26 protein-coding genes, 1 tRNA gene and 3 pseudogenes are annotated in these 26,398 nt (G+C 58.5%); 19 read left to right on the top strand and 11 right to left on the bottom strand.

The genetic code is table 11. The features are described 5' to 3' along the window. Positions 1 to 81 precede the first annotated feature (81 nt). Positions 82 to 1,104, top strand: a complete 1,023-nt coding sequence (locus tag CIT37_RS35765; protein WP_028142008.1) for a cytochrome-c peroxidase — start codon at positions 82 to 84, stop codon at positions 1,102 to 1,104. Positions 1,105 to 1,136: 32 nt separating this feature from the next. Here the strand turns inward: CIT37_RS35765 and CIT37_RS35760 are convergent, their stop codons facing one another. Further along, a complete protein-coding gene (locus tag CIT37_RS35760) occupies positions 1,137 to 1,298 on the bottom strand; it encodes a hypothetical protein (RefSeq protein WP_154694119.1) in 162 nt (53 codons plus the stop codon). A 313-nt stretch (positions 1,299 to 1,611) separates the two neighbouring features. Here CIT37_RS35760 and CIT37_RS35755 point away from each other — a divergent pair, with 313 nt between their 5' ends. After that, positions 1,612 to 2,604 (top strand): hypothetical protein, encoded by a 993-nt coding sequence (locus CIT37_RS35755; RefSeq protein WP_050995610.1) that lies wholly within the window; start codon positions 1,612 to 1,614, stop codon positions 2,602 to 2,604. Positions 2,605 to 2,608: 4 nt separating this feature from the next. Here CIT37_RS35755 and CIT37_RS35750 read toward each other — a convergent pair whose 3' ends face one another. Further along, complete coding sequence (locus CIT37_RS35750) at positions 2,609 to 2,968, bottom strand: methylamine utilization protein (RefSeq protein WP_011084371.1); 360 nt, start codon at positions 2,966 to 2,968, stop codon at positions 2,609 to 2,611. Positions 2,969 to 4,234: 1,266 nt separating this feature from the next. On the opposite strand from CIT37_RS35750, the gene CIT37_RS35745 reads away from it, so the two are divergent. Together CIT37_RS35745 and CIT37_RS35740 are read left to right on the top strand one after the other, a co-directional pair. Then, positions 4,235 to 4,468: a helix-turn-helix domain-containing protein gene (locus CIT37_RS35745; protein ID WP_244611382.1), complete on the top strand. Its 234-nt coding sequence runs from the start codon at positions 4,235 to 4,237 to the stop codon at positions 4,466 to 4,468. Between the two features lie 520 nt (positions 4,469 to 4,988). Then, a protein-coding gene (locus tag CIT37_RS35740; protein WP_109866565.1) for an IS3-like element ISRj2 family transposase occupies positions 4,989 to 6,118 on the top strand; the annotation gives its coding sequence in 2 pieces (ribosomal slippage) (positions 4,989 to 5,241 and positions 5,241 to 6,118; 1,131 coding nt in all). Positions 6,119 to 6,221: 103 nt separating this feature from the next. On the opposite strand, the gene CIT37_RS35735 is transcribed toward CIT37_RS35740, so the two are convergent. After that, positions 6,222 to 6,536 (bottom strand): hypothetical protein, encoded by a 315-nt coding sequence (locus tag CIT37_RS35735; protein WP_334262531.1) that lies wholly within the window; start codon positions 6,534 to 6,536, stop codon positions 6,222 to 6,224. 72 nt (positions 6,537 to 6,608) lie between these two features. Then, positions 6,609 to 7,673, bottom strand: a complete 1,065-nt coding sequence (locus CIT37_RS35730; protein WP_039156390.1) for an IS630-like element ISRj1 family transposase — start codon at positions 7,671 to 7,673, stop codon at positions 6,609 to 6,611. Positions 7,674 to 7,829: 156 nt separating this feature from the next. Here CIT37_RS35730 and CIT37_RS35725 point away from each other — a divergent pair. Continuing rightward, positions 7,830 to 8,590 (top strand): IS5-like element ISBj2 family transposase gene (locus CIT37_RS35725; protein WP_110115815.1). Its coding sequence is split into 2 segments (ribosomal slippage): positions 7,830 to 8,169 and positions 8,169 to 8,590, totalling 762 coding nucleotides; the frame shifts between segments, so codons are not numbered across the junction. 246 nt (positions 8,591 to 8,836) lie between these two features. Here the strand turns inward: CIT37_RS35725 and CIT37_RS35720 are convergent. The 4 genes and pseudogenes from CIT37_RS35720 to CIT37_RS35705 all read right to left on the bottom strand — a co-directional run. After that, a complete protein-coding gene (locus CIT37_RS35720; RefSeq protein ID WP_231088703.1) occupies positions 8,837 to 9,169 on the bottom strand; it encodes an avidin/streptavidin family protein in 333 nt (110 codons plus the stop codon). A 367-nt stretch (positions 9,170 to 9,536) separates the two neighbouring features. Continuing rightward, positions 9,537 to 10,013, bottom strand: coding sequence for a hypothetical protein (locus tag CIT37_RS35715; protein WP_231088548.1), 477 nt, complete (start codon positions 10,011 to 10,013; stop codon positions 9,537 to 9,539). Between the two features lie 229 nt (positions 10,014 to 10,242). Beyond that, positions 10,243 to 10,437, bottom strand: a complete 195-nt coding sequence (locus CIT37_RS35710) for a hypothetical protein (RefSeq protein WP_014498117.1) — start codon at positions 10,435 to 10,437, stop codon at positions 10,243 to 10,245. Positions 10,438 to 10,769: 332 nt separating this feature from the next. After that, a pseudogene (locus CIT37_RS35705) lies at positions 10,770 to 10,973 on the bottom strand (integrase core domain-containing protein); the annotation flags it as partial. A 240-nt stretch (positions 10,974 to 11,213) separates the two neighbouring features. Between CIT37_RS35705 and CIT37_RS35700 the strand changes: the two are divergent. After that, positions 11,214 to 12,434: an IS110 family RNA-guided transposase gene (locus tag CIT37_RS35700; protein WP_028144250.1), complete on the top strand. Its 1,221-nt coding sequence runs from the start codon at positions 11,214 to 11,216 to the stop codon at positions 12,432 to 12,434. Between the two features lie 15 nt (positions 12,435 to 12,449). Here CIT37_RS35700 and CIT37_RS35695 read toward each other — a convergent pair. Further along, a pseudogene (locus tag CIT37_RS35695) lies at positions 12,450 to 13,174 on the bottom strand (IS3 family transposase); the annotation flags it as partial. A 44-nt stretch (positions 13,175 to 13,218) separates the two neighbouring features. Here CIT37_RS35695 and CIT37_RS35690 point away from each other — a divergent pair. From CIT37_RS35690 to CIT37_RS35680, 3 genes are all read left to right on the top strand, one after another. Further along, positions 13,219 to 13,392, top strand: a complete 174-nt coding sequence (locus CIT37_RS35690) for a hypothetical protein (protein ID WP_154694118.1) — start codon at positions 13,219 to 13,221, stop codon at positions 13,390 to 13,392. Between the two features lie 29 nt (positions 13,393 to 13,421). After that, positions 13,422 to 13,586 (top strand): hypothetical protein, encoded by a 165-nt coding sequence (locus tag CIT37_RS35685; protein WP_240536564.1) that lies wholly within the window; start codon positions 13,422 to 13,424, stop codon positions 13,584 to 13,586. Between the two features lie 255 nt (positions 13,587 to 13,841). After that, the gene (locus CIT37_RS35680; protein ID WP_011084514.1) at positions 13,842 to 14,906 is read left to right on the top strand and encodes an IS630-like element ISRj1 family transposase; all 1,065 of its coding nucleotides are present in this window, start codon (positions 13,842 to 13,844) and stop codon (positions 14,904 to 14,906) included. Between the two features lie 298 nt (positions 14,907 to 15,204). On the opposite strand, the gene CIT37_RS35675 is transcribed toward CIT37_RS35680, so the two are convergent. Further along, a tRNA-Ile gene (locus CIT37_RS35675) sits at positions 15,205 to 15,280 on the bottom strand. A gap of 668 nt (positions 15,281 to 15,948) precedes the next feature. Between CIT37_RS35675 and CIT37_RS35670 the strand changes: the two genes are divergently transcribed. Both CIT37_RS35670 and CIT37_RS35665 read left to right on the top strand, forming a co-directional pair. Beyond that, positions 15,949 to 16,221: a hypothetical protein gene (locus CIT37_RS35670; RefSeq protein WP_038936786.1), complete on the top strand. Its 273-nt coding sequence runs from the start codon at positions 15,949 to 15,951 to the stop codon at positions 16,219 to 16,221. Positions 16,222 to 16,653: 432 nt separating this feature from the next. Next, positions 16,654 to 16,884: pseudogene (locus CIT37_RS35665) on the top strand (DUF3551 domain-containing protein). Positions 16,885 to 17,550: 666 nt separating this feature from the next. On the opposite strand, the gene CIT37_RS35660 reads toward CIT37_RS35665, so the two are convergent. After that, complete coding sequence (locus CIT37_RS35660) at positions 17,551 to 17,916, bottom strand: hypothetical protein (RefSeq protein ID WP_240536565.1); 366 nt, start codon at positions 17,914 to 17,916, stop codon at positions 17,551 to 17,553. Here CIT37_RS35660 and CIT37_RS35655 point away from each other — a divergent pair. The 8 genes from CIT37_RS35655 to CIT37_RS35620 all read left to right on the top strand — a co-directional run bounded on the left by CIT37_RS35655 (position 17,903) and on the right by CIT37_RS35620 (position 26,179). Next, entirely contained in the window at positions 17,903 to 18,196 is a 294-nt protein-coding gene (locus CIT37_RS35655) for a hypothetical protein (RefSeq protein WP_240536566.1), read from the top strand. The genes CIT37_RS35660 and CIT37_RS35655 overlap by 14 nt on opposite strands. Further along, the gene (locus CIT37_RS35650) at positions 18,193 to 18,408 is read left to right on the top strand and encodes a hypothetical protein (RefSeq protein ID WP_240536567.1); all 216 of its coding nucleotides are present in this window, start codon (positions 18,193 to 18,195) and stop codon (positions 18,406 to 18,408) included. Before CIT37_RS35655 ends, CIT37_RS35650 begins: the two co-directional genes overlap by 4 nt. Before the next feature lie 11 nt (positions 18,409 to 18,419). Next, on the top strand, positions 18,420 to 18,710 hold the full coding sequence (locus tag CIT37_RS35645) for a hypothetical protein (protein WP_028144232.1): 291 nt from the start codon (positions 18,420 to 18,422) through the stop codon (positions 18,708 to 18,710). A gap of 852 nt (positions 18,711 to 19,562) precedes the next feature. Beyond that, positions 19,563 to 20,897: an NtaA/DmoA family FMN-dependent monooxygenase gene (locus CIT37_RS35640; RefSeq protein ID WP_038973697.1), complete on the top strand. Its 1,335-nt coding sequence runs from the start codon at positions 19,563 to 19,565 to the stop codon at positions 20,895 to 20,897. A 32-nt stretch (positions 20,898 to 20,929) separates the two neighbouring features. After that, positions 20,930 to 22,618 (top strand): ABC transporter substrate-binding protein, encoded by a 1,689-nt coding sequence (locus tag CIT37_RS35635; RefSeq protein WP_050995760.1) that lies wholly within the window; start codon positions 20,930 to 20,932, stop codon positions 22,616 to 22,618. Next, on the top strand, positions 22,615 to 23,577 hold the full coding sequence (locus tag CIT37_RS35630) for an ABC transporter permease (RefSeq protein WP_011084418.1): 963 nt from the start codon (positions 22,615 to 22,617) through the stop codon (positions 23,575 to 23,577). The genes CIT37_RS35635 and CIT37_RS35630 overlap by 4 nt, the downstream gene beginning before the upstream one ends. Continuing rightward, entirely contained in the window at positions 23,574 to 24,455 is an 882-nt protein-coding gene (locus tag CIT37_RS35625; RefSeq protein ID WP_028144229.1) for an ABC transporter permease, read from the top strand. Before CIT37_RS35630 ends, CIT37_RS35625 begins: the two co-directional genes overlap by 4 nt. Next, a complete protein-coding gene (locus CIT37_RS35620) occupies positions 24,452 to 26,179 on the top strand; it encodes a dipeptide ABC transporter ATP-binding protein (RefSeq protein ID WP_014498066.1) in 1,728 nt (575 codons plus the stop codon). The genes CIT37_RS35625 and CIT37_RS35620 overlap by 4 nt, the downstream gene beginning before the upstream one ends. Positions 26,180 to 26,398 lie beyond the last annotated feature (219 nt).

The raw sequence follows: 26,398 nt of genomic DNA, 5'->3' as shown, positions 1-26,398 counted from the left end.
ATCGGCAGCATCCGATACTTGCTATTAAGGCTTTTTTTCCGGGGTTGCCATATATAGGAGCACTATATCGTCGAGGAGCCGATGAGGATCTGGGTCAGCTTAGCTTTGCTCGCGGCCCTTTTTCCGCTGGGCCAACCTTTTGCCTCGGCAGCGGCGGAGACATCAGCGGATGCCACGGCGCGCGCCAGCTATCGTCGGCCGGCGGCGATCCCTTTTCCCGATCGTAATCCCTACACGGTGCCGAAAGCTGCTCTCGGGGAAAGACTCTTCTTCGATGCGCTGCTCTCGAAGTCCCACACCCGTTCCTGCGCGACGTGCCACAATCCGTCGCTTTCCTGGGGTGATGGCCTCGCGCGTGCGGTCGGCGAGGATCCCAGCGGCCTGCCATTGCGTGCGCCGACCCTGATCGACGTGGCGTTCACCGAACCGTTGGGGTGGGACGGCAAATTCAAGACTCTCGAAGCCGTCACGTTCGGGCCGATCACAGGCCGGGCCAACATGAATTTGACGGAATCAGAATTGATCGCGCGTCTCTCCGCTATCCCGGCCTATGCTGATGCATTCGCAGCCGCATTCGGGGACGGTGCGATCACGCGACCCTGGATCGAAGCCGCGTTGGCGACTTTTGAACGAACCATCGTGGCTGGCGAAGCGCCATTCGACCGGTGGATCATGGGAGACGCGACATCCGTCAGCGCCGCGGCAAAACGCGGCTTTGAGATTTTCAACGGCAAAGCCCATTGCTCAAACTGCCACAGTGGACCATCGTTCACTGACGGATCGTTTCACGATATTGGGGTCGCAAGGAACGACGACGTTGGACGCGGTCGGCTTTTTCCGACGTCGCAAAAGCTGCGGTACGCATTCAAAACGCCGACACTGCGCGATGTCGCGCGGCGTGCTCCCTACATGCATGATGGATCGGTCGCAACCCTCGAAGAGGTCATCGAACTCTATGACAAGGGTGGGATTGACCGTCCGAGCCGCTCGCCTTCAATAAAGCCTCTATCTCTTACGGAAAGCGAAAAGGCGGATCTGATCGCTTTTCTTCAGACGCTCACCGCATCCTCGACGGATACGACTTTTCCCAGGTTGGCGCGATGACCGGTACCCCGATCGCGCGGTCGGGGAGGCTCTCAGGGGAAGTGCGGCAATGCCGCTCCCAGCAAGCCCAACACGAGGATGAGGAAACCGCCCGCCCACGTCTCCAGGGTTTCACTGCATGCTGTGAGCCGCATCGCGGTGCGGGCCAGCGCCGAGCCGACGGGCACACTCTTCGTACGAAACGCACCAAACATGGACTACTCCGGACATCCGTTTTTTGTCTGACATTCAGTACGACACTTGCATTGAAGGCCCGTCGTCAAAATCTGTAAAATTGAAGGGACGTGCGCGATAGTCTCGCCGCACAAATCCTTGCCGGCGTGTGCCCATTAACCCAGCAAACAACCTTCGGATGCGAGCGCCGTCACATCCTTAAGATTTGTGCTAAGTTGAACAAATCGTCAGAGGCGGGCGCTTTTCCAAAAGGGGTGGTTTTTTATGTTCAGGTCTCCGACGCGGGATGCCTTTGCGGCATTCCGGAGAAGCTCCCTTTTTGCAAGGTCCATCGTGGCACTTTCTTTCTGGTTCTTGGGAACACAAGGTGCCAGTGCCCATGTCAAATGGTTCTGTGCCTATGACGCTGCCGGCCAGCCCCGAAGCCTCGAAAACGTACTGTGCCAGGATTTTGAACTGCTGTTGGCTCTTGCCCTGCTCTGGTTTTTTTCCGGCTGCATGGTTGAACGGACGTCTTTGGGTGAGCTGGCGGCCCGCTCCCTCAACCGCTTCACGGACGGATTGCGACTACACACTGAGGAAATCATCCGGGCTGTCTGCGGATTTTTCTTCATCTCGCTTTGGGCGGTGGGCGGTATCTTGCTGACCCCGGAATTGAAAACGACTTCGTCAATGGTTGGGCCTTTGCAACTCGCCATCGCAGCAGGCCTGCTGTCGCGCCGCACGATGCCCTTCTCCGCGGCGGGAATTGTCGTTCTGTTCGGGCTCGCCGTTCGAGGTTACGGCACGTTTCATCTGGCCGATTATCCGATCTTTTTGGGCCTTGCGGCCTACCTCGCCCTCGCTGGCTTGCAAAAAGATCTGTTCGGCGTTCCGCCACTCGATGTCGTGCGCTACGCAACCGCCGTCACGTTGATGTGGGCTTCGGTGGAAAAGTGGGCCTACCCGGAATGGAGCTTCCCACTTCTGATCGAGCACCCCGGCATGACGCTCAGGCTCGATAGTGAGTTCTATATGCGCGCCGCTGGCATGATCGAATTCACGCTCGCGTTTGCCCTAGCTTGGACGCCCTTGGTCCGGCGCGTTGCGGCTGCCATACTGCTTGGAATGTTCATCAGCGCGTGCTTCGAATTTGGCAAGCTTGATGTGATCGGGCACTCGGCGATCATCGTCGTACTGGTCGCGATACTTTCCGATAATCAGCCGAGGGAAGCCGACTATCGCGCTCCCTGGCTCGCTCCGGCCGGACTATGTGCGGCGTTGACGGTTACGCTGTTCGCCTACTATGTCGGTCATGCAGCGATCTTCAACACCTCAATTCTGTAGGGCCCTACTTTTTGACGTGCACGCCAAGCTTCATCTTGGGATGAATGCCGCACAACACAGTGTAATCACCAGCCACAGAAAAGACGACGTCGAATTGGCTGCCTGGCTGTTGATCGCCAGAATCGAACTCGAAGGTGTCTGAGCTCAAATAGGTGTGGTGCATGAGCTCACCGTCATCGTTGATAAACCGTAGGGTCTCGCCGCGCTTTATTACGATTTCTTGGGGTCTGAATTCTCGGTCCTTTTGCGAAATTACATAGGGGGAGGCGCCTAGAGCGGCTCCAGCGAGGAGCCCTCCCACTATTGCGGCTATCATCTGAAAACCGAACTTGCCTGTGCGTGAAGGTATTAGCCTTTCTCTCATTCCGACCTCACTGAAGCTAAATTCTATAAAAATGCGACCTTACCGCGGACCGCCGGAGCCCGGGACTAGCGACACTTATGACAGATTGATCTTTATTTTGCGCCTCGGTTCCAATCATTATTAGAGGAAAACTGACGCGAGGCAGGCGGCCGGCTGTGTCCACGCAGCATGTTTGCGCTTTGGCGGTGCGAGGGGACTGCCAGTCGTCGCCAGGTGTCCCTGCGGCGAGACAAACGGTGCTCCCTCATGGCATCAGCGGTTGAAAAGGTTGATTAATTGTCTTGAGATCATCAGTGCAAAACTCGTGTGGGTCACAATGAATTTCGGCATAGAGGGAGCATGACTAAACTCTCGCCTGACATCTGAAATGTTCTCTGGCGAGGCGCGGTTGCCTTAGTGGTGCTGTGTTCGTCTCACGCAACGGACTTCGCAATCCCCGGCCAGGCGGTAACAGCGTGGCGCGCTGGTCTGACGGCGTTCCGGCGCCGACGAGTCCAAGGCGAGTTGCTCCACACCCCGGTCGGTCCCCGTCAGGCGTTGAAATTCGTCAAAGACGCCGTCTTAAGGCCGGATTTGTGCTCAACGCGCTGCACATTGCAGGAATCCGTATGGGTATTTGGCTACGTTTCCAGCAGATATCCACGCTGTGAGACGGACTGCACTATGACCAATCGGGTGCCAGCCGTCCTTGAACCGCGGGACAGCTCGGGTGACCCCGCTCTCGCAGGAGTTACCGGCACACAGCCGACGCTTCGTCGGCTCGATAGCCTGCGTCCTAATACGCGGCCCCCTGTCAGAAATGCTATCCTGTCCAGAATTTCTCCGGACGGCCTCGCGGCATTGGGGGAGTGCCTTGAGCCGATCGTCCTGAAAGAGCGTATGGTTCTGCAAGAGCCGAAAAGGCATGCAGAGCACGTCTACTTCGTGGAGTCGGGCCTCGTCTCGCTAAGGGTTGTCGCGGCGGGGAGCGTGCTTGAAACGGCCGTCATAGGATATCGGGGTGTTGTCGGTGCTTCGTTCTTGTGCGGAGGACATCTTTCGACGCATCAATCTGTGGTGCTCTTTCCCGGAAGCGCGCACAGGATCCGTGTTGAGGAATTGCGCCGGCTAGTAGAAGAGCGTCCTGAGATCCGAGAGCATCTCTTTGAGTACGTTTAAGCGCTGACATTTCAGTGCGTTCAGACAGGATTGTGCGGGGTTCGGCACGATCGTGAACAGAGGCTCGCGAGCTGGCTTTGTTTGGCGAGTGATGCTGCTGACGTTTGTGTGCTGCCAGTTACCCATGACTACCTTTCGTCTGTCTTGGGACTTCGTCGCGCTGGGGTAACGCAGACTCTAAGCCGATTCGAAGAACGAGGGCTGATCCGCAAGATGCGCGGTGTCTTGGAGATTGATGAACCCAAGTGCCTCGAGAAAAGGGCATGTTGTTGTTACAAGCTCATTTCAGGCGCCTATGCCTCGTCTCAGTCCGCGATTCCAGCAAAAGAGCTGATGGGGTAACAACGTCGCATAGGCTTCACCTCTCCAGTTCATATCGAGACGACTTGCCGAACACGGTATTGCTGCGCGGAGCGAAGAGCCGAACAGCATTTGCGCTTGACTCCTACTCAAACAAAGCAAGTTTGAGGATGGAGGTTCTAACATCGATGGCGCCAGAATCGCCTGGCAAGTGCACCGTCGCGAGGATTGCGGGAGGTGAGGAGCTTTTTCAGTCTTGCGCCGGCCCGTAGTCGCTCGCCAGGAACTGATCTTGTGTCCACTGCCTCAACGCATCATCGTTGATTGTCGAGTTGACTAGGGCATTCCAGTTCTCACCTGCCTCTTTCCATTTCGTTCTCCGGTCCGGAAGGCTCCGCAGTAACCGGAATGCGCTCGTTGCAATCTTGCTTGCCTCTTTACCTTCAGCAGCCTCGCGGATCACGTCCTTGAAAGAGAGCTGGCCCCGCAAATTCGGACAGTAGCTTGAGTGGATTTTCTGCCTGACAGCGGCGAGGATTCTTGCTGCGAATCAGGAGCGAAGATGACGAAGAAGAGCCGCCGGACGCATTCTCCGGCATTCAAGGCGAAGGTTGCTTTGGCTGCGGTCAAAGGAGACAAGACACTGGCGGAGCTGGCGCAACTGTTTGATGTTCATCCGAACCAGATCACGATCTGGAAAAACCAGCTCCTGGAAGGCGCCGCCGGCGTGTTTGGGCATGACAAGACATCGGCCGAGACGCCGGTCGATTTGAAGGCGTTGCATGCCAAGATCGGCGAGCTGGCGTTGGAAAACGATTTTTTGTCCGGCGCGCTCACCAAGGCGGGCCTGCTGAGCGCAAAGCGATGATCGACCGCGGTCATGATCTTTCTATCGTGCGCCAGGCGAAGGTCCTGAAGCTGGCTCGCAGCACGGTCTACTATGAACCTCGGCCAGTTTCGGCCGAGGACCTTGCCTTGATGCGTCGGCTCGATGAGCTGCATCTCGATTATCCCTTCGCGGGAGCGCGTATGCTGCGATCGTTGCTGCGGCGGGAGGGGGTATACGCCGGTCGCCGCCACATCGCGACGCTGATGAAGCGCATGGGGATCGAGGCGGTCTATCGTCGCCCGAACACGAGCAAGCCGGCTCCGGGTCACAAGATCTACCCGTACCTGTTGCGCGGATTGAAGATCGAGCGGCCCGACCATGCGTGGGCAATGGACATCACCTACATTCCGATGCGGCGTGGCTTCGTCTATCTCGCGGCGGTCGTCGATGTGTTCAGCCGACGGGTCCTGGCCCATCGCGTCTCGATCACAATGGAGGCGGCCTTCTGCGTCGAAGCGGTCCAGGAGGCGTTGGCGAAGCACGGCAGGCCCGCGATTTTCAACACGGACCAGGGCAGCCAGTTCACCAGCCTCGAGTTCACCGATGTGCTGCTGGACGCGAAGATCGCCATCAGCATGGATGGCAAGGGCGCCTGGCGCGACAACGTGTTTGTCGAGCGGCTCTGGCGCACGGTCAAATACGAAGAAGTTTATCTCCGCGCCTACGACAGCGTGTCCGAGGCGCGAGCGTCAATTGCCAAGTATCTGGCCTTCTACAATCAGGGACGCCCTCACTCGAGCCTTGACGGGCGCACGCCCGACGAGGCTTACTTCGGCACGCAAGCTATGGTGATGGCCGCATGACCGTCGCCGACGATTTTGTCGTCGCTCTGGTCGGGCTACGCCCTCCCGACGCAACGACAAAATCGTAAAGCCCCGCGTTCAGCATAACCCGGCAGGAATCCACTTAAATCCAGCGGGGCGCTGTCCAAACAACCGGGGCCAGCTCTAAAGTTTGCTCCGGAAAGATCCACCCGGCGCCCGTGAAGCGCTCAGCAAAGATGTATTCGAATGAGGCCCGAAACGTAACGGCTGCTAGAGCATCCTCGTGTTCCGTGCCTTCACTACGCACGTCAAACCATTGCAACAGTCTTCGGACAGCGGCAGCGGGAGCAAACTGGCGATCACCGAGAGTCAGAGATACGAACATGTACGCGATGTCTGATTGAAGTTCGTTGTCCAGGGACACGTACCAGTCTTTAATCGCTTGAATAGGTGACATAAAATAATCCCGAGAAAACGACGCCAAGGCACGTGCTGAGGATCTCCTCGAGAATGAACCTAGTCCCCGGAATCAGAGCTGAGTGATACGGCGGCCTTTGAAACGGCGTTGACGGACCTTTTTCTTGGTCCAGACGAAGGGCTCGGCTCTGTCGTTGTATGCGTTGACGTAGGCATCGATGTGTTCCTGAAGCTGCTTGAGGCTCGTGAAGGAGGTGCCGCTGAGCGACTGCCCCTGCAAGATGGAAAACCATACTTCGACCTGATTGAGCCATGGCGCACTTGTCGGCGTGAAATGAAATTGCACGTTGGGGTGGGCCTTGAGCCAGTCCTCGTTCTTTTTATGGGTGTTGAGGTTGTCGAGGATGACGTGAAGCTTGCGGTTCGGAAAAGTCGCGGTGACGCTGTTCATGAAATCGAGAAACTCGACGCGGCGCCGGCGTTTTGAATGGGTCGCGATGATCTTTCCGGTGGCGACTTCGAGCGCCGCAAACAATGTTGTGGTGCCATGCCGCTTGTAATCGTGGCTTTGGCCGGTTAAGGCGCGGCCATTGGGCAACTTCAGATAACCCTGCGCTCGCTCCAAAGCCTGGATCGAGGGCTTCTCGTCCACGCACAGCACAATGGCCTTCGCCGGCGGCGCGACATAGAGGCCGACAACATCGGCGGCTTTGGCCGTAAAGTTCGGGTCGTTGCTCTCGCACCAGGACTTGCGAGCCACCAGGTCAATCTTGTGGCTGCGCAGGAACCGCCAGACATATTGGACATCGACATCGCCCAGCGCCTCGGCCAGCAGGGGGCCGGTCCAGCGCGCAAACCCTTGCGGTGGCGGCTTATCCAGCAGCTTCAGAATCCGCTTGTCGGTCGTCTTCGTATAGATCGGCTGCTTGCCAGGCCGCGGCTTGTCTTGCAGCCCTTCAAGGCCATGGTCGGCATAGCGATGCCGCCAAAGGCTGACAATCCGCGGCTGGACCCCAACTTCCTTGGCGATCGACCGGGTGCTGCGCCCATCCGCCGCCAACAGAACTATCCGCGCCCGCTTCAAATCGCGCTGCAACGTCACCGGTGAGCGACAGCACGCCTCAAGCACCTTGCGATCTTTCCTCGAAAGGTGGACTTCTCTTGCTTCGGGTATCATCCCGACCTTGAATCACGACTCACGTTCCAAGAAAAGTGGGTACTAGAGCTCAGGGATGACGCGCAGAGTAGCGCGCTTCGAACCGAAGTATTAGGGTCTGTACCTAAATAGCGCCACGTGATTCTCTTGCCTACGTGTTGATTCGGGGGCGAGAGAATGCGCGCTGGTTTGTTTTGGCTGAACGACAGGCAATGGGCGCGTATCGAACCGCATCTGCCGAGGGGACTGACGGGGCCGGATCGGGACGACGACCGACGCATCGTCAGCGGCATCATTCACATGCTGCAATCGGGTGCACGATGGCGTGATTGTCCACGTGAATACGGCCCTTACACGACGATCTACAATCGCTTCAATCGCTGGGCCAAGCGAGGACGATGGTGCGCAATCTTCGAAGCGCTGGCCAAGCCTGGCGAAGACGGCGTCGTACTGTCGCTCGACTCGACCTCGATTAAAGCTCACCGGTGTGCCTCCGGCGGAAAAGGGGGGAGCACAATCAAGCAATCGGCCGCTCGCGCGGAGGCCGCACGACAAAAATCCATGCGCTGAGCGATCCGCTCTGCCGGCCGGTCGTCCTGCATCTGACTCCAGGCCAAGATGCCGATATCGCTGCGGCTCCCGATGTCCTGGCGCTCGCGCCACCCATGAGCGTGCTCCTCGCCGACAAAGGGTATGATGGCGACAAGCTTCGCGGCGCAATCATTCGTCGTGGCGCCAAGCCCGTAATCCCCAATAAATCTAACCGTGTCGTCATCCATCGCTTCAACAAACGCGCCTACAAAGGACGAAATGTCATCGAACGCTGCTTTTGCAGGCTCAAGGACTTCCGGCGCATCGCCACGCGATATGACAAGCTCGCCCGTAATTTTTTGGCCGCTGTTCATCTCGCCGCTCTCGTCGCATATTGGCTCAATTGAGTCTGGACCCTAGCGAAGTGTCTACCACCCGAACCGCCGAATGCAACTGCTCGGGACTGGATCGGTGCTGGTCAACCTGCCGCTCGAGCTCTTCTACGAGGGCGGAGAATAGGCCGAAATCCGCCGCGTCGGCGCGACGCTGGGCCCGCGCGCGCCGGGCTCAGCGTCACACGCCGCTTCGGAGTGCAGACGTCGCGAGAGCGATCTTCAAATCTTAGGTCGCTGCGTTTGCAGGAAGATTGAAAACTACCATACGCGCGTGAATATATCCGCACCCTTCAACCTGCTAGGCTTGCCTTTGTTATCAACGTAGAACAGCGTCCAAGACGTTGGCATCTGAGACCCCTTAATTGTTCCAACCCAGCGGGTAAAGGAATTGCACTGGGCAAAGGTAACAACAAAATACAAGCCGGTTGGACTAACGGATCCCGCTGCAGGATACGGGATGCCCTGGCACGCAAACCCTTGAGCATGGTTTGTGAAAGTCCCTTGTATCGTCCCGCTATTGGCGGACCAAATAAGCAGTTCCGAACCTCGTTCATTTTTCCAGTATGAGGGAGCGGGAAGCCCCTGCGCCATGGCCTCGGCGGAAAGCAAGAAGGATTGGGCGAGCAGCAAAAGCCCCAGAAGTCTCTTCATATTGAAGCCCCAAAATTAGTCGCTTAAAGATCATGTAGTGTGGTTCAACTTGAGGTCATGTTCGCTGCTCTTATCTCGCATTAGGCAACGGAATGCGGCGCATATGCGCCAGGTAGCGCTGGATCGCGGCGGAGTCGGACTCCGTCGAGCCCCCCGGCACCGTTACCCCGACATGGTTCCTGGCGGCCGCGCGCCGAGCCCACTGCTAAAAGTGGATCAATTCGCCGGAAAGCACCAATGCGACACGGGCGGCGAAACACTGACCGACTACGACTTAATGGGATTGAACATTCATCCCGAATGGTGACTACCGACGGTTCTTGTCCTGGCCGGTCTCAACATCGGAGACTTCGTCAGCGTGCTGATCAAGGCTGTGATGGGTCGCCGAAGCGTTTCGTCTTGATCGGCGACGGTTAACGAACTCGTTGATAGCATCGTAAGCCTGAAGCAAATGCGGCGTCAGCGAAAAGAAGACGCCCAGCCCGATCGCGATGACAACGTGGCGAAGAGAAGAGCTATCATCCTCTTCGCTTGATAGTTCGGCGTTCTCCTTAATTAATGCGGGTGAAAGCCTACCGGCGGTGCCGCTCTGACGGCTAGATTTCCGCGGTTTGCGCGGGGGAAACATGACTAGTACAAAGAGGACGTTGATCAACAGCCAAATACTTAGAGCTATAAGAATCGTTCGCATCAAGTGTCCCAACCCGCTTGCCAAACAACGCTGCGAATGATCGATCCCGTAATCGGCCTCGATCGTGTGATTATCACATACCTCAGAAATCAATCGCTTAGCCTATCGCCTCGGAGGTGCATACAGCCACGATCGAATATGACGAAGCGCGTCTGCATGTTGTCACCGCGAAGTCCACAAAAATGCAACGGCAAGCGTGGTAGACGCCAGGAGACCTATGAGCGCCGTGAAACCTCATGTGCAAATCTCTTTAGTTGGGCTGTTGGCCGCGAGCTGCACGAGATTGGCCAGCGCGAATATCCAAGAAAGATGACGGTCCCGTTTAACGCGGAAGAAGCGGCGCAGAAAGACAGCGCACGAAGGCCCTCCTGCGCTGATTATCATCGCGACTGCCATCTACCGGGATCAGTATCATCAACCATAATTGGAATGCCGCCCGGATACTTGCTGCGGCATGTGCCAAATCGGCGACAAGGAGCATCAGCGCGGCAAAAAATGCGCATATGATGCGTTTCATGAAGTTTTCCTTCACGTTATGTGGGAAATGCGTGAAATCGTTGCGCGGCGATTCTAGGTCGCTAAAAAATCGGGACCGGAAAGTCGGGAGATCTGTCTGCGCCGGCGGGAGACCGCTGCGGGGCTTACTCGCGGTGATTGTGTCGGCTATAGGATTGTCCCGAGCCGTCAGTAGTTCTGAACGCCTCACCCCAGAATGACCCACACCACACGTCGATGGCTGCTTGCCGCTGAAGTGCTCCCGGAAACTAGGCCAGCCATTGCTGGAATTTCCCGGGGTTATGCAGCGAGACCGAACTTTGGACCATCCAGAACTAGAGTTTTTCGCCGTGATCACGTTGGCGGGCTGGATGCGCCGACGTGGTTTTGCAGCAAAATCGGCGGTCGATTGCCGATCGCGCCATGGGGCCGCTCTTCGTTGTAGTATCTGCGCCAAGTCTCCACTTTTTGCTGGGCGTCCGCAAGGCTGAGGAACCAGTGGGTGTTGAGGCATTCGGCCCGGAAGCGGCCGTTGAAAGCCTCGATGAACGCGTTATCCGGCATGATGTAGCCGGTGTCCCGTGTTTCCAGACTCGATCTAGCCCATTAGCGTAGACCGATCCGGGCCTCGGGGCACCGGGAGCACGCAAGTGCGGGCAGGCCGTCGCACTGACATGAACTGCGAGTTCGAGGTCGTTATCTGGCCGCCCCTGCGACTAGCCCGGATGCGCTGCGAGCGCGGATCCGTAATTGTCGTGTTGCCCGCAGCTCCCTTTCGCACTGACCATGGAGGGAGAGATGCGCATCATTGGCATGGACATCCATCGCGTGGCGGCCGAGGCCGTGGCGCTGCTCGAGCGACATCTAACGAAGCTCGGCCGCATTCCCATGACTCGTGACAGCTTGGAGGCTTTCGCCAGGAAGGAACTCACCCATGATGATCACGTGGTCGTCGAGGCGACTGGCAATGCCGCGGCCGTTGTCGAAGTTCTGGCGCCGTATGTCGACCGTGTTGTCATCGCCAACCCGAAGCAGGTGCGGTTGATCGCGTACGCAAAGATCAAGACGGATGCGATTGATGCCGCCGTGCTCGCGAAGTTGTACGCCACCGGATTTCTTCCGGAGGTCTGGGTACCCGATCAGCGCACTATGGCCCTGCGACGGCAAGTTGCGCGCCGTACGCAGCTCGTGCGTCAGCGGGTACGCTTGAAGAACCTCATTCAGTCGATCCTTCACGCCCACCTCATTCCGCCCTGTCCACACCTCAACCTTGTAGGGATCAGCGGTCGCAGGTGGATCGCCGCCCAGATGGTACCTGCCGACGAGCGTGCCGCAATCGAGCGGCACCTGGCGCAGATCGACCTGATCCAGGGTTCGTTGAAGGAGGTCGAGGCGGATATCGCGCGTGAAGCGATGTCCGATCCGATCATTCGGCGGCTGATGACGCTCCCGGGTGTGGATATGACGGTGGCTTCGGGCGTGGCCGCGGCCGTCGGCGACATTCGGCGCTTTGCCGATCCGACCAGGCTGGTGAGCTACCTGGGGCTAAACCCGAGCGTAAGGCAGTCTGGCGAGGGCTCCGCCTACCATGGCAGGATCACCAAGCAGGGCCGCGGCCAAGCTCGCGGAATGCTCGTCGAAGCAGCATGGGCTGTAGCCCGTTCGCCGGGACCGCTGCGTGCATTCTTCCAGCGCGTGGCTTCACGACGCGGCAAGCACATCGCGGCAGTCGCGACGGCGCGGAAGCTGGCGATGATCATCTGGCATATGCTGACCAAGAGCACTGACTACATCTGGACCAGGCCGGCCCTGCTGGCGCGCAAGTTCCGGAGCATCGAACTGCGCGCTGGATTACCCACCAGCCATGCCAAGCGTGGATCGGCCTATGATTACAACATCCCCGCGAAGAGGGCTGAGGAACGAGCACGCGTGGAATCCGCCGAGAAGGAGTACACGAGGTTCACGTCCCGGTGGCGGGCAAAGCCACGATCCCGACACAGCAAGGCTTCCGCGACATAGGGCAACATAGGGCTTGTCTACAACATCCGTGTCGGTCGGTTTGCCGGGCCGCGAGAAGTCCAGCGTGACGCCGCGCTGATAGGCCCAGAGGTCAAGATCGCGGGAGACGAACTCCGATCCCAGGTCGACGCGGATCGTCTTGGGGTAGCCGACGGTCTTGCAGATGCGTTCCAAAGTCTGCACGACATCCCCGCCTCGATAGCTGAAGCGCGGATCGACGGCTGGAGAGAAGCGACTGAACGTGTCGACGATCGTGAGCACACGGATCTTGCGGCCGGTGGCGAGCTGGTCATGAACGAAGTCCATTGCCCAGGCCTCATTGATCCGACCTGCTTCCGTCCTGTCTTCACGCAGCTTGACCTTGACGCGACGCTTCGGCGTTTTGTTGCGCAATTGCAGGCTCAATTCCCTATAAAGACGATAGACACGTTTGACATTGATGGCCCAGCCGTCACGTTGGAGCAGGACGTGGACCCGGCGATATCCGTATCTCACCCGCGTCTCGCAGATGTCCTTGATCCGGCTCTTGAGAGCGGCCTGGTCGCCACGCTTGGACTTGTAGACGTAAAGTGCGCGATCGATCCGAAGAGTCGAACAGGCCCGCCTGATCGAGACCTTCCAGTCACTCCGTACTTTGTCGACAAGCTCTCGCTTGCGGCCAGGCTTCAAAGCTTTTTTGAGAGCACATCCTGAAGCTTGGCCTTGTCCAAGGACAGGTCCGCAACAATCCGCTTCAGCCGGCGTGGTCTACAGTCAGAACAAGGCGCGTGACGAACTCACGGCCATGAAACTTCAGCAGGCTTCGATCGGCCGCGCTTTAGAGTTCATCAAACATCAGCAAGCATCTACCGGCCGTGATCTAGAGGCCGTCAAACATGAGCAGGCATCCACCGACCGTGATTTAGGGGGGCCATCAAACATGAGCAGAAATCGACCGATCAAGCGATCGTTGCGCTGACGGACGCTTTGCGAACCTACCGCTCCGAGGTGACCGACTTCGCCGCGCAATATCAGGCGATGTCCACTCGGCTGATGCTACTCGATGTGGCGCACCGGCCGGCATCGGCCACTGCGCTGCGCCTGATGCGCGCGAAGCTTGACGTGATCGAGGAGGCCTGCAGCGCCAAAGCATCCTGCTCGCGCAGAAACTAGCTAATCTCAGCAAGACACCTGCGCATGCTGACCCGTAGACACCTGCTGGCAGGTTTTTCCTTGCTGGCATGCCCCACGATCTTGCGGGCCGCATCCGCCGTCGTAGTACCCGAGCCATCTCAAAAGCGCATAACCTCACCAATCAGCGTCAGCCATGCCGGGATCGACGGCGCTCAGATCGCCCGCAAAGAACTGCTTGAGGCCCACCCCTAGTACCCACTTTTCTTGGAACGTGAGTCGTGATTCAAGGTCGGGATGATACCCGAAGCAAGAGAAGTCCACCTTTCGAGGAAAGATCGCAAGGTGCTTGAGGCGTGCTGTCGCTCACCGGTGACGTTGCAGCGCGATTTGAAGCGGGCGCGGATAGTTCTGTTGGCGGCGGATGGGCGCAGCACCCGGTCGATCGCCAAGGAAGTTGGGGTCCAGCCGCGGATTGTCAGCCTTTGGCGGCATCGCTATGCCGACCATGGCCTTGAAGGGCTGCAAGACAAGCCGCGGCCTGGCAAGCAGCCGATCTATACGAAGACGACCGACAAGCGGATTCTGAAGCTGCTGGATAAGCCGCCACCGCAAGGGTTTGCGCGCTGGACCGGCCCCCTGCTGGCCGAGGCGCTGGGCGATGTCGATGTCCAATATGTCTGGCGGTTCCTGCGCAGCCACAAGATTGACCTGGTGGCTCGCAAGTCCTGGTGCGAGAGCAACGACCCGAACTTTACGGCCAAAGCCGCCGATGTTGTCGGCCTCTATGTCGCGCCGCCGGCGAAGGCCATTGTGCTGTGCGTGGACGAGAAGCCCTCGATCCAGGCTTTGGAGCGAGCGCAGGGTTATCTGAAGTTGCCCAATGGCCGCGCCTTAACCGGCCAAAGCCACGATTACAAGCGGCATGGCACCACAACATTGTTTGCGGCGCTCGAAGTCGCCACCGGAAAGATCATCGCGACCCATTCAAAACGCCGGCGCCGCGTCGAGTTTCTCGATTTCATGAACAGCGTCACCGCGACTTTTCCGAACCGCAAGCTTCACGTCATCCTCGACAACCTCAACACCCATAAAAAGAACGAGGACTGGCTCAAGGCCCACCCCAACGTGCAATTTCATTTCACGCCGACAAGTGCGTCATGGCTCAATCAGGTCGAAGTATGGTTTTCCATCTTGCAGGGGCAGTCGCTCAGCGGCACCTCCTTCACGAGCCTCAAGCAGCTTCAGGAACACATCGATGCCTACGTCAACGCATACAACGACAGAGCCGAGCCCTTCGTCTGGACCAAGAAAAAGGTCCGTCAACGCCGTTTCAAAGGCCGCCGTATCACTCAGCTCTGATTCCGGGTACTAGCCAGTTCGCCCGCGGTCGGACTATCCACGTCTCACCTACCGGCTATACCGCGGCAACTTGGCTGATGCAGCGGGCGGCACCGATGTGGGAAGCCGCGGGCTTCTTGGGTATGAGCGAAATGACGCTTCGCGAAACCTATGGTATCACCACCCGGCCCACCCTGCGTACCGCAGCGAACGCTATCGGAACGCATTCGGCACCGAGCAAGAACGTAGGATTGGTTGTTTCGTTGGTTGACGAAAAGACGAGGCGCGAACGGGCGGGCCAAGCCCTCCTTGAAAATACTGGTGGGCCCGGCAGGACTCGAACCTGCAACCAGACCGTTATGAGCGGCCGGCTCTAACCATTGAGCTACAGGCCCCGCCGCTGAAAGGCGACCGCGCGGCGGCGCCGGGATCGTCTACAGGTTGGCCGGCATTCCGGCAATCCCATATCGCTTCAAGCGAAATGGGGACTAGCTCGCAGTCGGCATTCAGCTTTGCAGGTCAAAGCTCGCGAGCCGCCGACCGGTCGAGGATCCTGATCCCGCGTTGCGTATTGTCGCCGTCGGACGCAGAATTCCTGAATCGAAAGCCCGAAAACAAAGAACTTCGACTTTGACTCTACCGCGGCTAGCCGAAACAGTAGCGCGCGCTCAATCGGCCAGGGAACAGGCGCTCGTAGGCGGCAACACACGAGGTGCAACCCTGCGATGGCGCTTGAATTCGGCGCCCGGGAGCTCGTTTTTGATGAATTTCACCACATCGAGTGTGGGAAGTTGCGATATCGCCAAGCCCAGAGCTGCCCCACTTTAGAAAGACATTCGAGGCCGTTGCCCGGATCCGAGAACCGTCTTTCGCATGGGCAGCCTGTGACCGGAGCTGATGTAGTGTCGCCCCGACGCGCGACACTACGGATCGAGGTCTTCCTTTGAACCATGAGGGTTGGACTGCGCTATTTGGCAATCGGCGTTTGCGCCATTGCCGCAGCCTGGCTTGTGATGAATTGGCTCGTCTAGCATGGCGGGATTATTTCGTGGGGGTTGCGTCAATGCACGATTGGAAGAGCGAGCTCGATGCGCTCGTCGCTGAAACGATGGCCTTCACCGAATCGCTGAAGGTAGAGATCGAGCGGCCCCGCTCTGTGCCGAAAAAAGTCGTTGAGCCGGGTTGCCTCAGCGTGCCCGACTATGGCGGCAGCGAACGCGATGAGATCAGAAAACGGGTCGAGAGCTTCAAAGCTCAGCAAGAGCGCTTCATGCGCGAGCGTGAAGAGTATGCCAATTCCCTGCTGCGCCGGATCGAGCGGGTCACGAAATCGTAGGATAGCTCAAACTCACTGTCATGTGGCGCTGCCGGGCCCGCTCAAGTCGCCCATCTCAAGCGATGCGCGCTCGCGGAGTACCTGATGGCCGATCTTCCACTCCTTTAGCTCATTGAAGCGCGCCGATTTGTGACCGTCCCCGAATTGACTTATTGCGCAAGCGCGAGAGTGCTCAAGCTCCGATCGGCTGTTGCCGTAGAGTGTTCCGCCGCACACGTTGCCATCACGCTTGAAAAATGCGCGTCTTTTTAGAAATAGCAGGAATGCTGCTTGAAAGCCGGAGCGAGTGACGCTTGGAGTTCTTTCGAAGGCGATCGGCCAAACCGTCTACGGAGCGTTTTGCCATTGACCAATATCAAAACATCACTTCTGAATTTTCTATCCTCTCAAGACTTAACGGAGGCTAGATCATGCGCAACCTTTTCTTCATCGCTGTGTTTGCACTTTGTCGGCTTTGGATCGCCTTCGACCGCCGCTCCGCGGGGGCGTTAGCACATCCCACCGGCTCGGCAGGACGTTTATTGCCTGCAGGGACGTACCTTGGGATATCCTGGCAATTGCCAGTTTTATGACCAGTGTATGGCCACCTCCTCCGGTACCTCAGCCTATTGCGGGATGAATCCGATCTACGCATTCCAGCGACAAGGATGGCGACTGCGCTGATGTGATCGTCAAGCGTGATCGAGACATCAGTCTTTGCTCATCTAAATCGAATCGCCCGCTGTGCAGGTAAGGGTTGGGCTTCCGCCTGGTTGGACGTCCACATTCGAGTAAGCTCGCGTCCTCAGTTGCATTGGGACGCCAGGCAACAGCGAACCGGACACAATGCCTTATCGGCGTCACGTTCGACCGGGCATCCTCTCGCACCGCCCCGGCCTCAATCGCCGACGGCGCAACCGTCGGCACCGGTCGAAACTCCCTTGACTTCGTGCCATTGGCGGTCCCAGCGGATGATCTTGGTTAGGCGCCCGTTCGCTCGCTCAAAATGCTGCTGATCGTGCGACGAGCCGCGACCTCTTCGCTCTACGCCGCAGCCCGGGACCCTGTTCGTTGAGATCAAAATTTAGATCAAAAATCCCATTCACGTCCACGCGCGCGGCGACGATCAACTCTAAGGGCCGCGAGTAATAGCGACCGTGCCATTGTCCACGCCGATATCTCCGCGGAGACAGGGAACGGCCGGATTTGTGATTTCGTATTCTGGCCTTTCCGCCTTGCAGCGGCCGCGCCCGGGTCGAGCTTGAGGGGAGGGCGGTAACCTCCTGGAGAGCGGGAGGAAACGAATTGGATATGCAAGCAACACACCGACTTTGGTTTGTTAGGTTTTTCTCAGCGTCGTTTTTTATTGTTGGCGTTGGCATCGTCCTGCCGGCGTGCATTGGCTTCCACGCCGGCGGATCCAGTCTGGTTGGCCTTCTGCTGCTGACCTCGAGCGTCGCTGGATTGTTTCTGGCGCCCCTCAGCGGGTACATCGTCGACCGACATAGTCGGCTCACAGTCAGCGCGACGGGGCAAGCAATCAGGGCCTGCGGCCTTTTTGTGTTGGCCCTCGTGCAGCTCCTCCCCGAGGACCTCTCGCGACCACTCCTGGTTCTTCGGCCATTCTCGGCGCGTTCGGTTAGCGCTGCTGGCCGGCGCGATGAGTGGGTTGCTCCAGTCAATCGTTCCCGAGACCGAGCGCATGGCATTCAACATCCGCCTCTCCTTCTTCAATCAGGCCGGTCTTGCCCTCGGGACAGGTATGGCGGGCTATGCCATAGATCGTCTCGGCGGCGCTACCACAGCCGGCCTATCGGCCGGTATGGCTGTGGCCATTCTGCCTTTGCTCGGGAGGCTGACGACGGGAACCGAAAGCAGTCGCAGTTCGATAAAGGGCCTTACTCCGCTTTCCGCTTCGCGTGAAGTGTTCCGCTATCTTCTGAACGAACCGCAAAGCCTGTCCGCCGCGGTCACGGTGGGACTGGCCTTGCGGTGATCCAGATTACAAACCTATTGTTGCCTGATTTCGTTATTCATTCGCTTGGCGGCGGGAGCGATCTCTTCGGCATGCTCGAGATGACCGCCGCGATCGCCGGCATGGCCGCTCTCGCTCTTGCCGGGATACCTGCGCTCGCCAGGAAACTGGCCCGAGCAACCGCCGCGGTTCTTGCAGGGGCCCGGCCTCATTGGTTGTGCTGTCTTTTGTGACCAGCCCGCTGATGGCGATCGTGCTCTATGCCATAGCTGGAATGCTGTGGAGCCTGTCACGGGCCGCGGCCAACGGACATCTTTCGACCGTTGTGGATTCGGCCCTGATTGGGCGCGTCCAGGCCTTCACGACCCTGCTGACGGCCGGGCTCGGTGCGCTGATCTTCCTCCTTCCGACCCTATTTCCAAACGCAATTGAGGCCGCGCTTTATATGGCATCCGGAGTGACGATCCTCATCACTATCGCGCTCGTCGGTCTATGGACCCGCAGCCTGAGATACGCGGGCTCTCTGAAGAGCTGAACATTCAGAGTGGCTCATATTGACGCGTCTCTGCCGAACCGCTTCTGGCGGTCAAAAAGAGGCAAGACATGTATTCTCGCATCCTCGTTCAGGTACGGACTATCTCATCGAAATCCACAAACTGCGATGACTGATCCCCGTACTTAGGCAGATGGCTCCAGCGTCCCATCATTGCCAACCACCCTACCGGTCGTCACTGCACTCGGACCCGCGTGCCCCTTCGGGGGGCTATGCTCACGCTCCTACGGGTGCCATTTTGCGTTTAGGCGATGCGCCCCTGGCGCACGCCGCAGATGTTGGCGCGCAAGGTCGAGACAGGACGGCCTATCAGTGATCCATTGCAACTCATTACCTTGAGATGGCTCGGATTATGACGATGGGGCTATCAGTCCTGAAACATCAGAACGCGCAAGCTTGATTACGGCGCGATCGCCCTTCTGTTCCGAGCCGTGCACCCTGAGATTCAATCTTTGTGCGCGGGGCGCAGTATGATGCATAGACGCAAGCAACGCTCTTGTCGCTGGCGCTGGAATGCCTTGTGGCGCATTCGTGTCTACGCGACTCTGAGTTGGTCGCTGCGTCGGTCCGTCGATGTGATGCAAACCAGATAGATGGGGCTTCTCAGTCACGGAGTTTATCGTTCCGCGCCATGAGGCATTCCCAACAGAAATTAATTATCCGGCGGCACGAATTGAAACAGGCATTCTTATTTTTCCTCCGCGGTTGACGCTGGTCGGCTACTCTACAATGTTGGAGTGCCATGACGCGTTCATGGCTACCGAAAATTGAGAAGAGTGCGATGCCGTTTTTGACCTTCCGGTCCAGCTCTACACGAACCGCATGTGCCGCGTGATGACGTCAGTGCTTGAACATGAGCTTCACCTTGGCTTGAACCTGCATGGTGCTGGGGGACATACCGCAGCGTGGCGGTGGCCCGGAAATTCTCCCGGCGCATTTTACGATATTGAGCATTACGTACGAGCCGCGAAGCTCGCCGAGCGTGGAAAGCTCGACGCGGTTTTCCTCGCCGACACGCCAGCGCTCGATCCAGCAATCGAGAAACACCCACCGCTCAACGGCATCGAGCCGACGATTACACTTGCCAGCATTGCGCGAGAAACAAAATTTGTCGGCCTGATCGGCTCGGCATCCACCACCTACAACGAACCCTATAACCTCGCGCGCCGATTCCAGTCGCTTGACGTTGTCAGTGGCGGCCGTGCGGGCTGGAACGCAGTTACGACGTCCAATGTCTATACGGCCAGGAGCTTTGGCGGCGACGTGCTGTCACGTGATGACCGCTATCGCCGCGCCGAAGAATTTGTGGAGGCGGTGCGAACCCTTTGGCATAGCTGGGGAGAAGGCGCTCTTATCCTGGATCAGGCCTCGGGGCGGTTTGGTGATCCGAGCAGGCTGCGGACGACGAGGCATGCCGGCGAGTTCTTCGACATCAGCGGGCCACTGACACATCCCGGCTCAAGACAGGGGCAGCCGGTTATTTTCCAGGCCGGCGGATCCGATCCAGGGCTCCGGTTCGCGGCCCGAAGCGCCGATGCCGTGTTCTCATCGACAGGCGATTTGGAAATCGCCCTGCGCGAGGCCGATCGCCTCAGGTCGTTTGCTTCTCAACATGGACGACGGGCGCCCCTTGTCCTGCCGGGTATCGTCACGTTCGTCGGCGGAACCGAAGAGGAAGCAATCAAGCGCAAGGCGGAGCTTGACGATCTAATCAACTTTGACGTTGCCCTTGATGCGCTGGCCAGTCGTTTCGGCTTTCCTGCCGAAAGGCTGAAGATCAACGAGCCAATCGACCTCAGCTTACTGCCGGGACATGCGGACGCTGCTTTTTCCATTGGCCAACATCGCACTGTGGAAGCTCTCGTGCGCTCCGGCAAAACAGTCCGCCAGATCATCGTAGAGGCGCCTGCTTATGGCCACCGGGTGCTGGTCGGATCGCCGGAACAGATTGCCGCATCCTTCGAAGAATGGTTCCGGGCTGGCGCAGTCGACGGGTTCAACGTCATACCTGATGTTCTGTCCGACGGCACGCCTGCGTTCGTCGATCACGTTGTTCCCGTTCTTCAGCGGCGCGGCTTGTTCCGCTCGGATTATCGCGGCGAAACGCTGCGCGAGCACCTCGGCATCCCACTGCAGGGCGAGCGCACCGACCAGGTCTCCGCCGCCTGAGTGCTTCTCCTTTATCACATTCGGAGCTTATCATGTCCAAGCCGGCTGCCGTTCATGCGGTGTTTCTTCTCAAAAGTCTGAATCGTCGTGTGAAGTCTCGCGCCGCAATCATCGCCATCGCGATGTCTGGCCTTTCGATTGCGGATCCGGTGCACGCGGAGGGCGCTTCGGCTGGCAAGCCGCAATCGGGTGGGATTATCCGGTACGGACACTTCCAGGAGCCGCCGTGCCTCTATGGTGGTTGGGTGCAGCAGTGGTACCTTCAGCGTCAATTCAGCGACAATCTGGTCGCCAGGGCTGAAGACGGAAGGATCCTGCCTTGGCTTGCGACCGCCTGGACCATCTCGGATGACCGCAAAACTTACACCTTCCAGATCAAGCCCGATGTCAAATTCACGGACGGGACGTCTCTGGACGCCCAGGCGGTCGTCGATAACATCAATGGATGGCTGAGCGACAGTCCGGAGCTCGAGAACCCCACAGCCGGTCCTTATCTCAGGGGCATCTTCGAGTCCGCGGCGGTTGCCGACCCGCTGACGCTCAAAATCACGTTGAAGACGCCGTTCGAGCCGCTGCTGAATGTCTTTGCGCAGTCCTCGCAAGGCATCTTGTCGCCGACGGCGCTTAAGCGTAGCAAGGCCGTGAACTGCGAAAGCCCAGTTGGTTCGGGTCCGTTCATCGTAGAGAAATGGAACCGCGGCAAGAACGTCATATTCCGTCGAAACCCAAACTATAATTCGGCGCCGGCCACTGCCAAGCATCAAGGCCCAGCCTATGTCGAAGGAATTGAGTGGCGTTTTCTCGCTGACCCCACGATACGCTACGGCTCACTTCTGACCGGCGAATCCGACGTTGTCTATCATATCCCTGCCGTCAACTGGCAGGACGCCAATTCCCGGTTCAAGATCGTGCGCCACCTCACGGGTGGAACGCCGCTTCGGCTTGCGTTGTTCTCCGAGAGACCGCCGTTCGACGACGTGCGTGTCCGGCAGGCTTTTGCTTACGCCTCGGACCGACGTGCTGCCGTGCAAGCGGCGTTTCTTGGCTCACTGCCCTATGAGGGCAATTTCGCTTTGAGCCAAAGCTCGCCGGAATATGTCAGCGAGCTCTCAAAATCCTATTCCTATGACATCGAGAAGGCGAACAAGCTGCTCGATGAGGCTGGCTGGGCGGAGCGCGATGCAAACGGCATTCGCAGCAAGAACGGCAAAGCGCTGATCATACGCATCACCTACACCAATGCCTTTTCGCCTCCCGACGGCGATCAGGTCCTGCAGATCATCCAGCAGCAAGCGAAGGCCGCAGGGTTCGACGTGCGGCTCCAGCCGACCAACCAGGCTGATTTCTGGGCAGGAAAGAATCTTGGTCCAAATGACTATGAGGTCGTTCCACTGTATTGGGTTGCGCCTGGCGCCGAGATCTATCGTATTTCGTACAAGCCTGACCTGAATGGTGTCCGCAATCCCTTCAATCCATCCCGCTATCAGGATCTGCCCCTGTGGGACATCATTCAGAAGGCTGAACAGGCTGGTGACAAGGCGCAACGCACCGCGCTTTATCAGCAGGCGGAACGGCGGATTATCGAGAACGCGCCGTCCCTGAGCTACACGGTTTTGGACGTCACCCTCGCTTTAGCCGATAATGTGAAGGACATCTGGCTCGACAGCGGGTCGGTGGGCGAGCCCGTTTTCTCGGACGCATATTTCACCGACAAGAAATGAATGCGGTGAAGACGATAGGCCATCAAAGCCTTTGGCTAGCGCGCCGGCTCTTGTCCGGCCTGATCGTGGTTTGGGCCGCGGCGACATTTACCTTCTTTGTGCAGTTTCTGATGCCCGGGGAACGGGCCCAGATCATCTTCAATGCAAATAGCGGAAACGTGGGAGAGATTCCTCGGGACCAGCTACTCGCCATCAATGCCAAATATGGCTTCGATCAACCCGTCTTCGTGCAATACGGAAAGTATGTAAGGGACGTGATGCACGGAGACCTTGGGCAGTCCTACGTCCAATATCAACCTGTCACAGACCTGATTGCGCGCCAGATCGGACCAACGATTGCGCTCGCTTTTGCCGCCATGTTGACCGCCTGGATCATCACCATCACGACCACGGTTCTTTTCGCCGGCCGTAACAACATATGGTCCAAGGCGCTAGGCGGGTTTCAGGTCTTCCTGGCAACCCTGCCGCCCTATTGGCTGGCGACAATCCTGCTGGTCGTTTTCGCGATCCAGCTTCGCTTGTTTCCTGTCGTGGGCGGCAACACCCTCATGGGCCTCGTTCTGCCTACGATGGCCCTGGCCTTGGAAATCTACGGCTTCCTTGGTCAAGCGGTCTTGAGCGGATTCACGCGGGTTCTTGATCAGCCTTTCATCACCTCATCGAGAATGCGCGGCACAGGTGATCTCAGCCTCCGTCTACGTCACGCTCTGCGCCATGCGGCCTTGCCGGGGATCACCCTTTCCGGCTGGATCATAGGCAAGCTGCTGTCGGGCGCCGTATTGATCGAAGCGGTCTTCGGCCGTCAGGGGCTCGGCGGCGTCCTTGTCGCAGCATCGTCCACACGCGATGTCCCGGTCGTGTCAGGGGTGATCCTGGTTTCAGCTGCGCTGTTTGTCGCCGCCAGCTTGATCGTGGATCTCACGATACAACTCGTCGACCCGAGGATGAAAGAGGCATGAGTTTCGCCAATGGCTCCGCGGGACATACAAAAGCGTTCATCACTGCAAGAGTGCTGACGGGCGCCCGTATGTTTCCGGTTCCGGTCTATATCGCGACTGTCTTCACGGCCTTCTTCCTCATCGCGGCGATTGCGCCGAAACTGCTTCAGACGCATGATCCGTTGGCGCTGAGCTTGATGTCACCTCTCAGGGCCCCTTCATTGACGCATTGGCTGGGGACGGACCAGTCCGGACGGGATCTCTATTCCCGCATCGTGGCGGGGACAGGTCAGTCTCTCTCCATTGGGCTGGGTGCGACTGCGCTCAGCCTTGCCATCGCGCTCATACTCGGCGTGACGGCGGGCCTGTCTGGCGGCTGGATCGACAACGTGCTCAGCCGGCTCTTCGACGCCCTGTTCGCTCTCCCCACTCTGTTCCTTGCGCTTCTCTTCGTTTCGTTGTTGGGCACCTCGGTCTCGACACTGATTATCGCGGTCGGCCTTGGAACATCGCCAGGATATGCACGCATGGTGAGGGTGCAGGTTCTGAGGGTCAAAGCTACTGGTTATGTTGAGGCGGCAAAGGCGTTAGGCCACTCGCCCAGGGACATCCTGTTCAAGCATATCCTCCCCAACGCAATCAGCCCGCTTGCGACAATGTTCACGCTCGGTATCGGGCAAGCCATCATTTGGGCATCCGGCCTTTCGTTTCTCGGCTTGGGAGTTGCGCCCCCGTCATCGGAATGGGGCGCACTGCTCAATGCCGGGCGCAACTACGTAATCTATGCATGGTGGCTCGAGGTCATGCCCGGGATCGCCATCGCTACCTTCGCGCTCTCAGTGACTGTCATCGGCCAGTACGTGCAGCAACGCCTGGAAGGAAGGATCGAGCTTCCATGAACGTGACCTATCCCGCAGCTTCCTTCCGGCAAAATGCCACAAAGCCCCCGGCTAGCGACCCGTTGCTCACCGTACAAAACCTCAACGTTTCCTTCGGGCCGGCGCATTCGCGGCGAGCTGTGGTCAAGGGGGTCTCTTTCAGGGTTGAGGAAGGCCGGTGCGTCGCGATCGTCGGTGAATCGGGATCAGGCAAAAGCGTTACGGCCCGGACGCTGGTTGGTCTGACCGGGGCGCGATCTCATGTCCAAGCTGACCGCCTGACTTTTCAGGGGAAGAATATCGATCGACTCGGTGACAGGGAATGGAGAGCCTTGCGCGGCAAGCGCATTGGCTTTGTGTTACAGGACGCGCTGGTGTCGCTCGATCCGCTGAGACCGGTTGGCAAGGAGATCGGTGAAGCACTAAGTGTTCACCGTGCAATCAGGACACGCGCAGACTTGACGGAACGGGTAGTTGAACTTCTGAATCTCGTGGGCGTGCCCGAGCCGGCGGTCAAGGCGCGGCAGCTTCCACATGAGCTTTCAGGCGGGCAACGGCAAAGAGCCTTGATTGCGACGGCAATCGCACTCGATCCAGCTCTTTTGATCGCAGATGAGCCCACGACGGCGCTGGACGTTACGATCCAGGCGCAAATCCTGGATCTGCTCAGCGAAACCCGCCAACGCGGCAAGGCCATGATTCTCATCAGCCACAATCTTGCCGTGGTATCGCAGATGGCCGACGAGGTTATTGTGATGCGACACGGCGAAATCGTCGAGCATGGCTCATCAGAACAGATTTTTGGTGACCCGAGACATGATTACACGCGGGGCCTCCTCAAGGCGATCCCATCCGTCCGGTCACGCGGGAGCCGTCTTTCGTCCTCGACGGCGCCGCGCTTCATCTCGGCTGAAGGAGAGACCAGAGCGCTGACCCAGTCGAATATGGCACAGCGTTGTAGTCCCCTGCTTGAGGCGGAACGGCTCGTCAAGCGCTTTCGCGGACCGGATGGCAAGCTGCGTACCGTCGTCAATGACGTCTCGTTTCGCCTCGGCCATGGAGAGACGCTAGGCATCGTCGGCGAGTCAGGGTCTGGGAAGACGACCGTGGCACGCATGGCGCTCGCGCTCGAAAGGCCGGACCAAGGAGAGGTGACACTCGAGGGCTCGCCGTGGACTGCAGCGACTGAGAAAGAGCGCCGCCAGCGGCGATCGGATATCTCGGTCATCTACCAGGACCCACTAAGTTCATTCGATCCGCGTTGGACCATCGAGCGTGTCATTGATGATGCCTTGGCCAGACGTAGCGGAAATCCCCTCGACAGAGCCAGTCGACAATCGGAGGTCAGCGAGCTGCTTGATCTCGTGGGTCTGTCACCAAACTTCAGGACCGGGCGTCCACTGGAACTGTCGGGCGGTCAACGCCAACGGGTTGCGATCGCGCGCGCAATTGCTCCGCGCCCCAAGATCATCGTGTGTGACGAGCCGGTCGCGGCACTTGACGTATCCATTCAGGCGCAAATTCTCGATCTGCTTGGAGATCTCAAGTCGCATTTGCGTGTCAGCTATCTATTCATCTCGCATGATCTCGGCGTCGTGCATCACCTCAGCGACCGCGTTCTTGTCATGCACCATGGCGTGGCCGTCGAAGCCGGTGGAGCGGACGACGTATTTTTACGGCCTTGGCAACCCTATACGAGGAAGCTGGTCGCGGCCGTTCCACAATTGCACTTCCAGGCGGCATAAATTTCAGAGGCCAGCCGCACATGTCGGCTCAGCGGGAGGGTGACTGCGCGGGCCAGTGCTGTGGAAGGCAGGAATGTCGGGCCGTGTCCATGCAGCATCCGCGCTGGCTGAAACCCCGTCCCCCTGTTCGGACCATGCAAATGCCCGTCCTCGAAGGGCTCCACTGCGAGACGTCAATCCACAAGATGCGACGACCGATCAGCGCACCGGGTCAGGTGG

The organism is Bradyrhizobium ottawaense, assembly GCF_002278135.3.
Taxonomy (GTDB): Bacteria; Pseudomonadota; Alphaproteobacteria; order Rhizobiales; family Xanthobacteraceae; genus Bradyrhizobium; species Bradyrhizobium ottawaense.
This window is presented reverse-complemented; position numbering and strand designations above follow the sequence as displayed.

Bases quoted from the DNA above. Each gene is read 5' to 3' on its own strand.
- CIT37_RS35690 (WP_154694118.1), top strand. From the start codon at position 13,219: ATGAAACTTCAGCAGGCTTCGATCGGCCGCGCTTTAGAGTTCATCAAA.
- CIT37_RS35735 (WP_334262531.1), bottom strand. From the start codon at position 6,536: ATGTCACCTATTCAAGCGATTAAAGACTGGTACGTGTCCCTGGACAAC.
- CIT37_RS35760 (WP_154694119.1), bottom strand. From the start codon at position 1,298: ATGTTTGGTGCGTTTCGTACGAAGAGTGTGCCCGTCGGCTCGGCGCTG.
- CIT37_RS35700 (WP_028144250.1), top strand. From the start codon at position 11,214: ATGCGCATCATTGGCATGGACATCCATCGCGTGGCGGCCGAGGCCGTG.
- CIT37_RS35765 (WP_028142008.1), top strand. From the start codon at position 82: ATGAGGATCTGGGTCAGCTTAGCTTTGCTCGCGGCCCTTTTTCCGCTG.
- CIT37_RS35655 (WP_240536566.1), top strand. From the start codon at position 17,903: ATGGCATTCAACATCCGCCTCTCCTTCTTCAATCAGGCCGGTCTTGCC.
- CIT37_RS35670 (WP_038936786.1), top strand. From the start codon at position 15,949: ATGCACGATTGGAAGAGCGAGCTCGATGCGCTCGTCGCTGAAACGATG.
- CIT37_RS35730 (WP_039156390.1), bottom strand. From the start codon at position 7,673: ATGATACCCGAAGCAAGAGAAGTCCACCTTTCGAGGAAAGATCGCAAG.
- CIT37_RS35640 (WP_038973697.1), top strand. From the start codon at position 19,563: ATGACGTCAGTGCTTGAACATGAGCTTCACCTTGGCTTGAACCTGCAT.
- CIT37_RS35625 (WP_028144229.1), top strand. From the start codon at position 23,574: ATGAGTTTCGCCAATGGCTCCGCGGGACATACAAAAGCGTTCATCACT.
- CIT37_RS35645 (WP_028144232.1), top strand. From the start codon at position 18,420: ATGGCGATCGTGCTCTATGCCATAGCTGGAATGCTGTGGAGCCTGTCA.
- CIT37_RS35635 (WP_050995760.1), top strand. From the start codon at position 20,930: ATGTCCAAGCCGGCTGCCGTTCATGCGGTGTTTCTTCTCAAAAGTCTG.
- CIT37_RS35620 (WP_014498066.1), top strand. From the start codon at position 24,452: ATGAACGTGACCTATCCCGCAGCTTCCTTCCGGCAAAATGCCACAAAG.
- CIT37_RS35750 (WP_011084371.1), bottom strand. From the start codon at position 2,968: ATGAGAGAAAGGCTAATACCTTCACGCACAGGCAAGTTCGGTTTTCAG.
- CIT37_RS35720 (WP_231088703.1), bottom strand. From the start codon at position 9,169: ATGGCGCAGGGGCTTCCCGCTCCCTCATACTGGAAAAATGAACGAGGT.
- CIT37_RS35710 (WP_014498117.1), bottom strand. From the start codon at position 10,437: ATGAAACGCATCATATGCGCATTTTTTGCCGCGCTGATGCTCCTTGTC.
- CIT37_RS35630 (WP_011084418.1), top strand. From the start codon at position 22,615: ATGAATGCGGTGAAGACGATAGGCCATCAAAGCCTTTGGCTAGCGCGC.
- CIT37_RS35680 (WP_011084514.1), top strand. From the start codon at position 13,842: ATGATACCCGAAGCAAGAGAAGTCCACCTTTCGAGGAAAGATCGCAAG.
- CIT37_RS35660 (WP_240536565.1), bottom strand. From the start codon at position 17,916: ATGTTGAATGCCATGCGCTCGGTCTCGGGAACGATTGACTGGAGCAAC.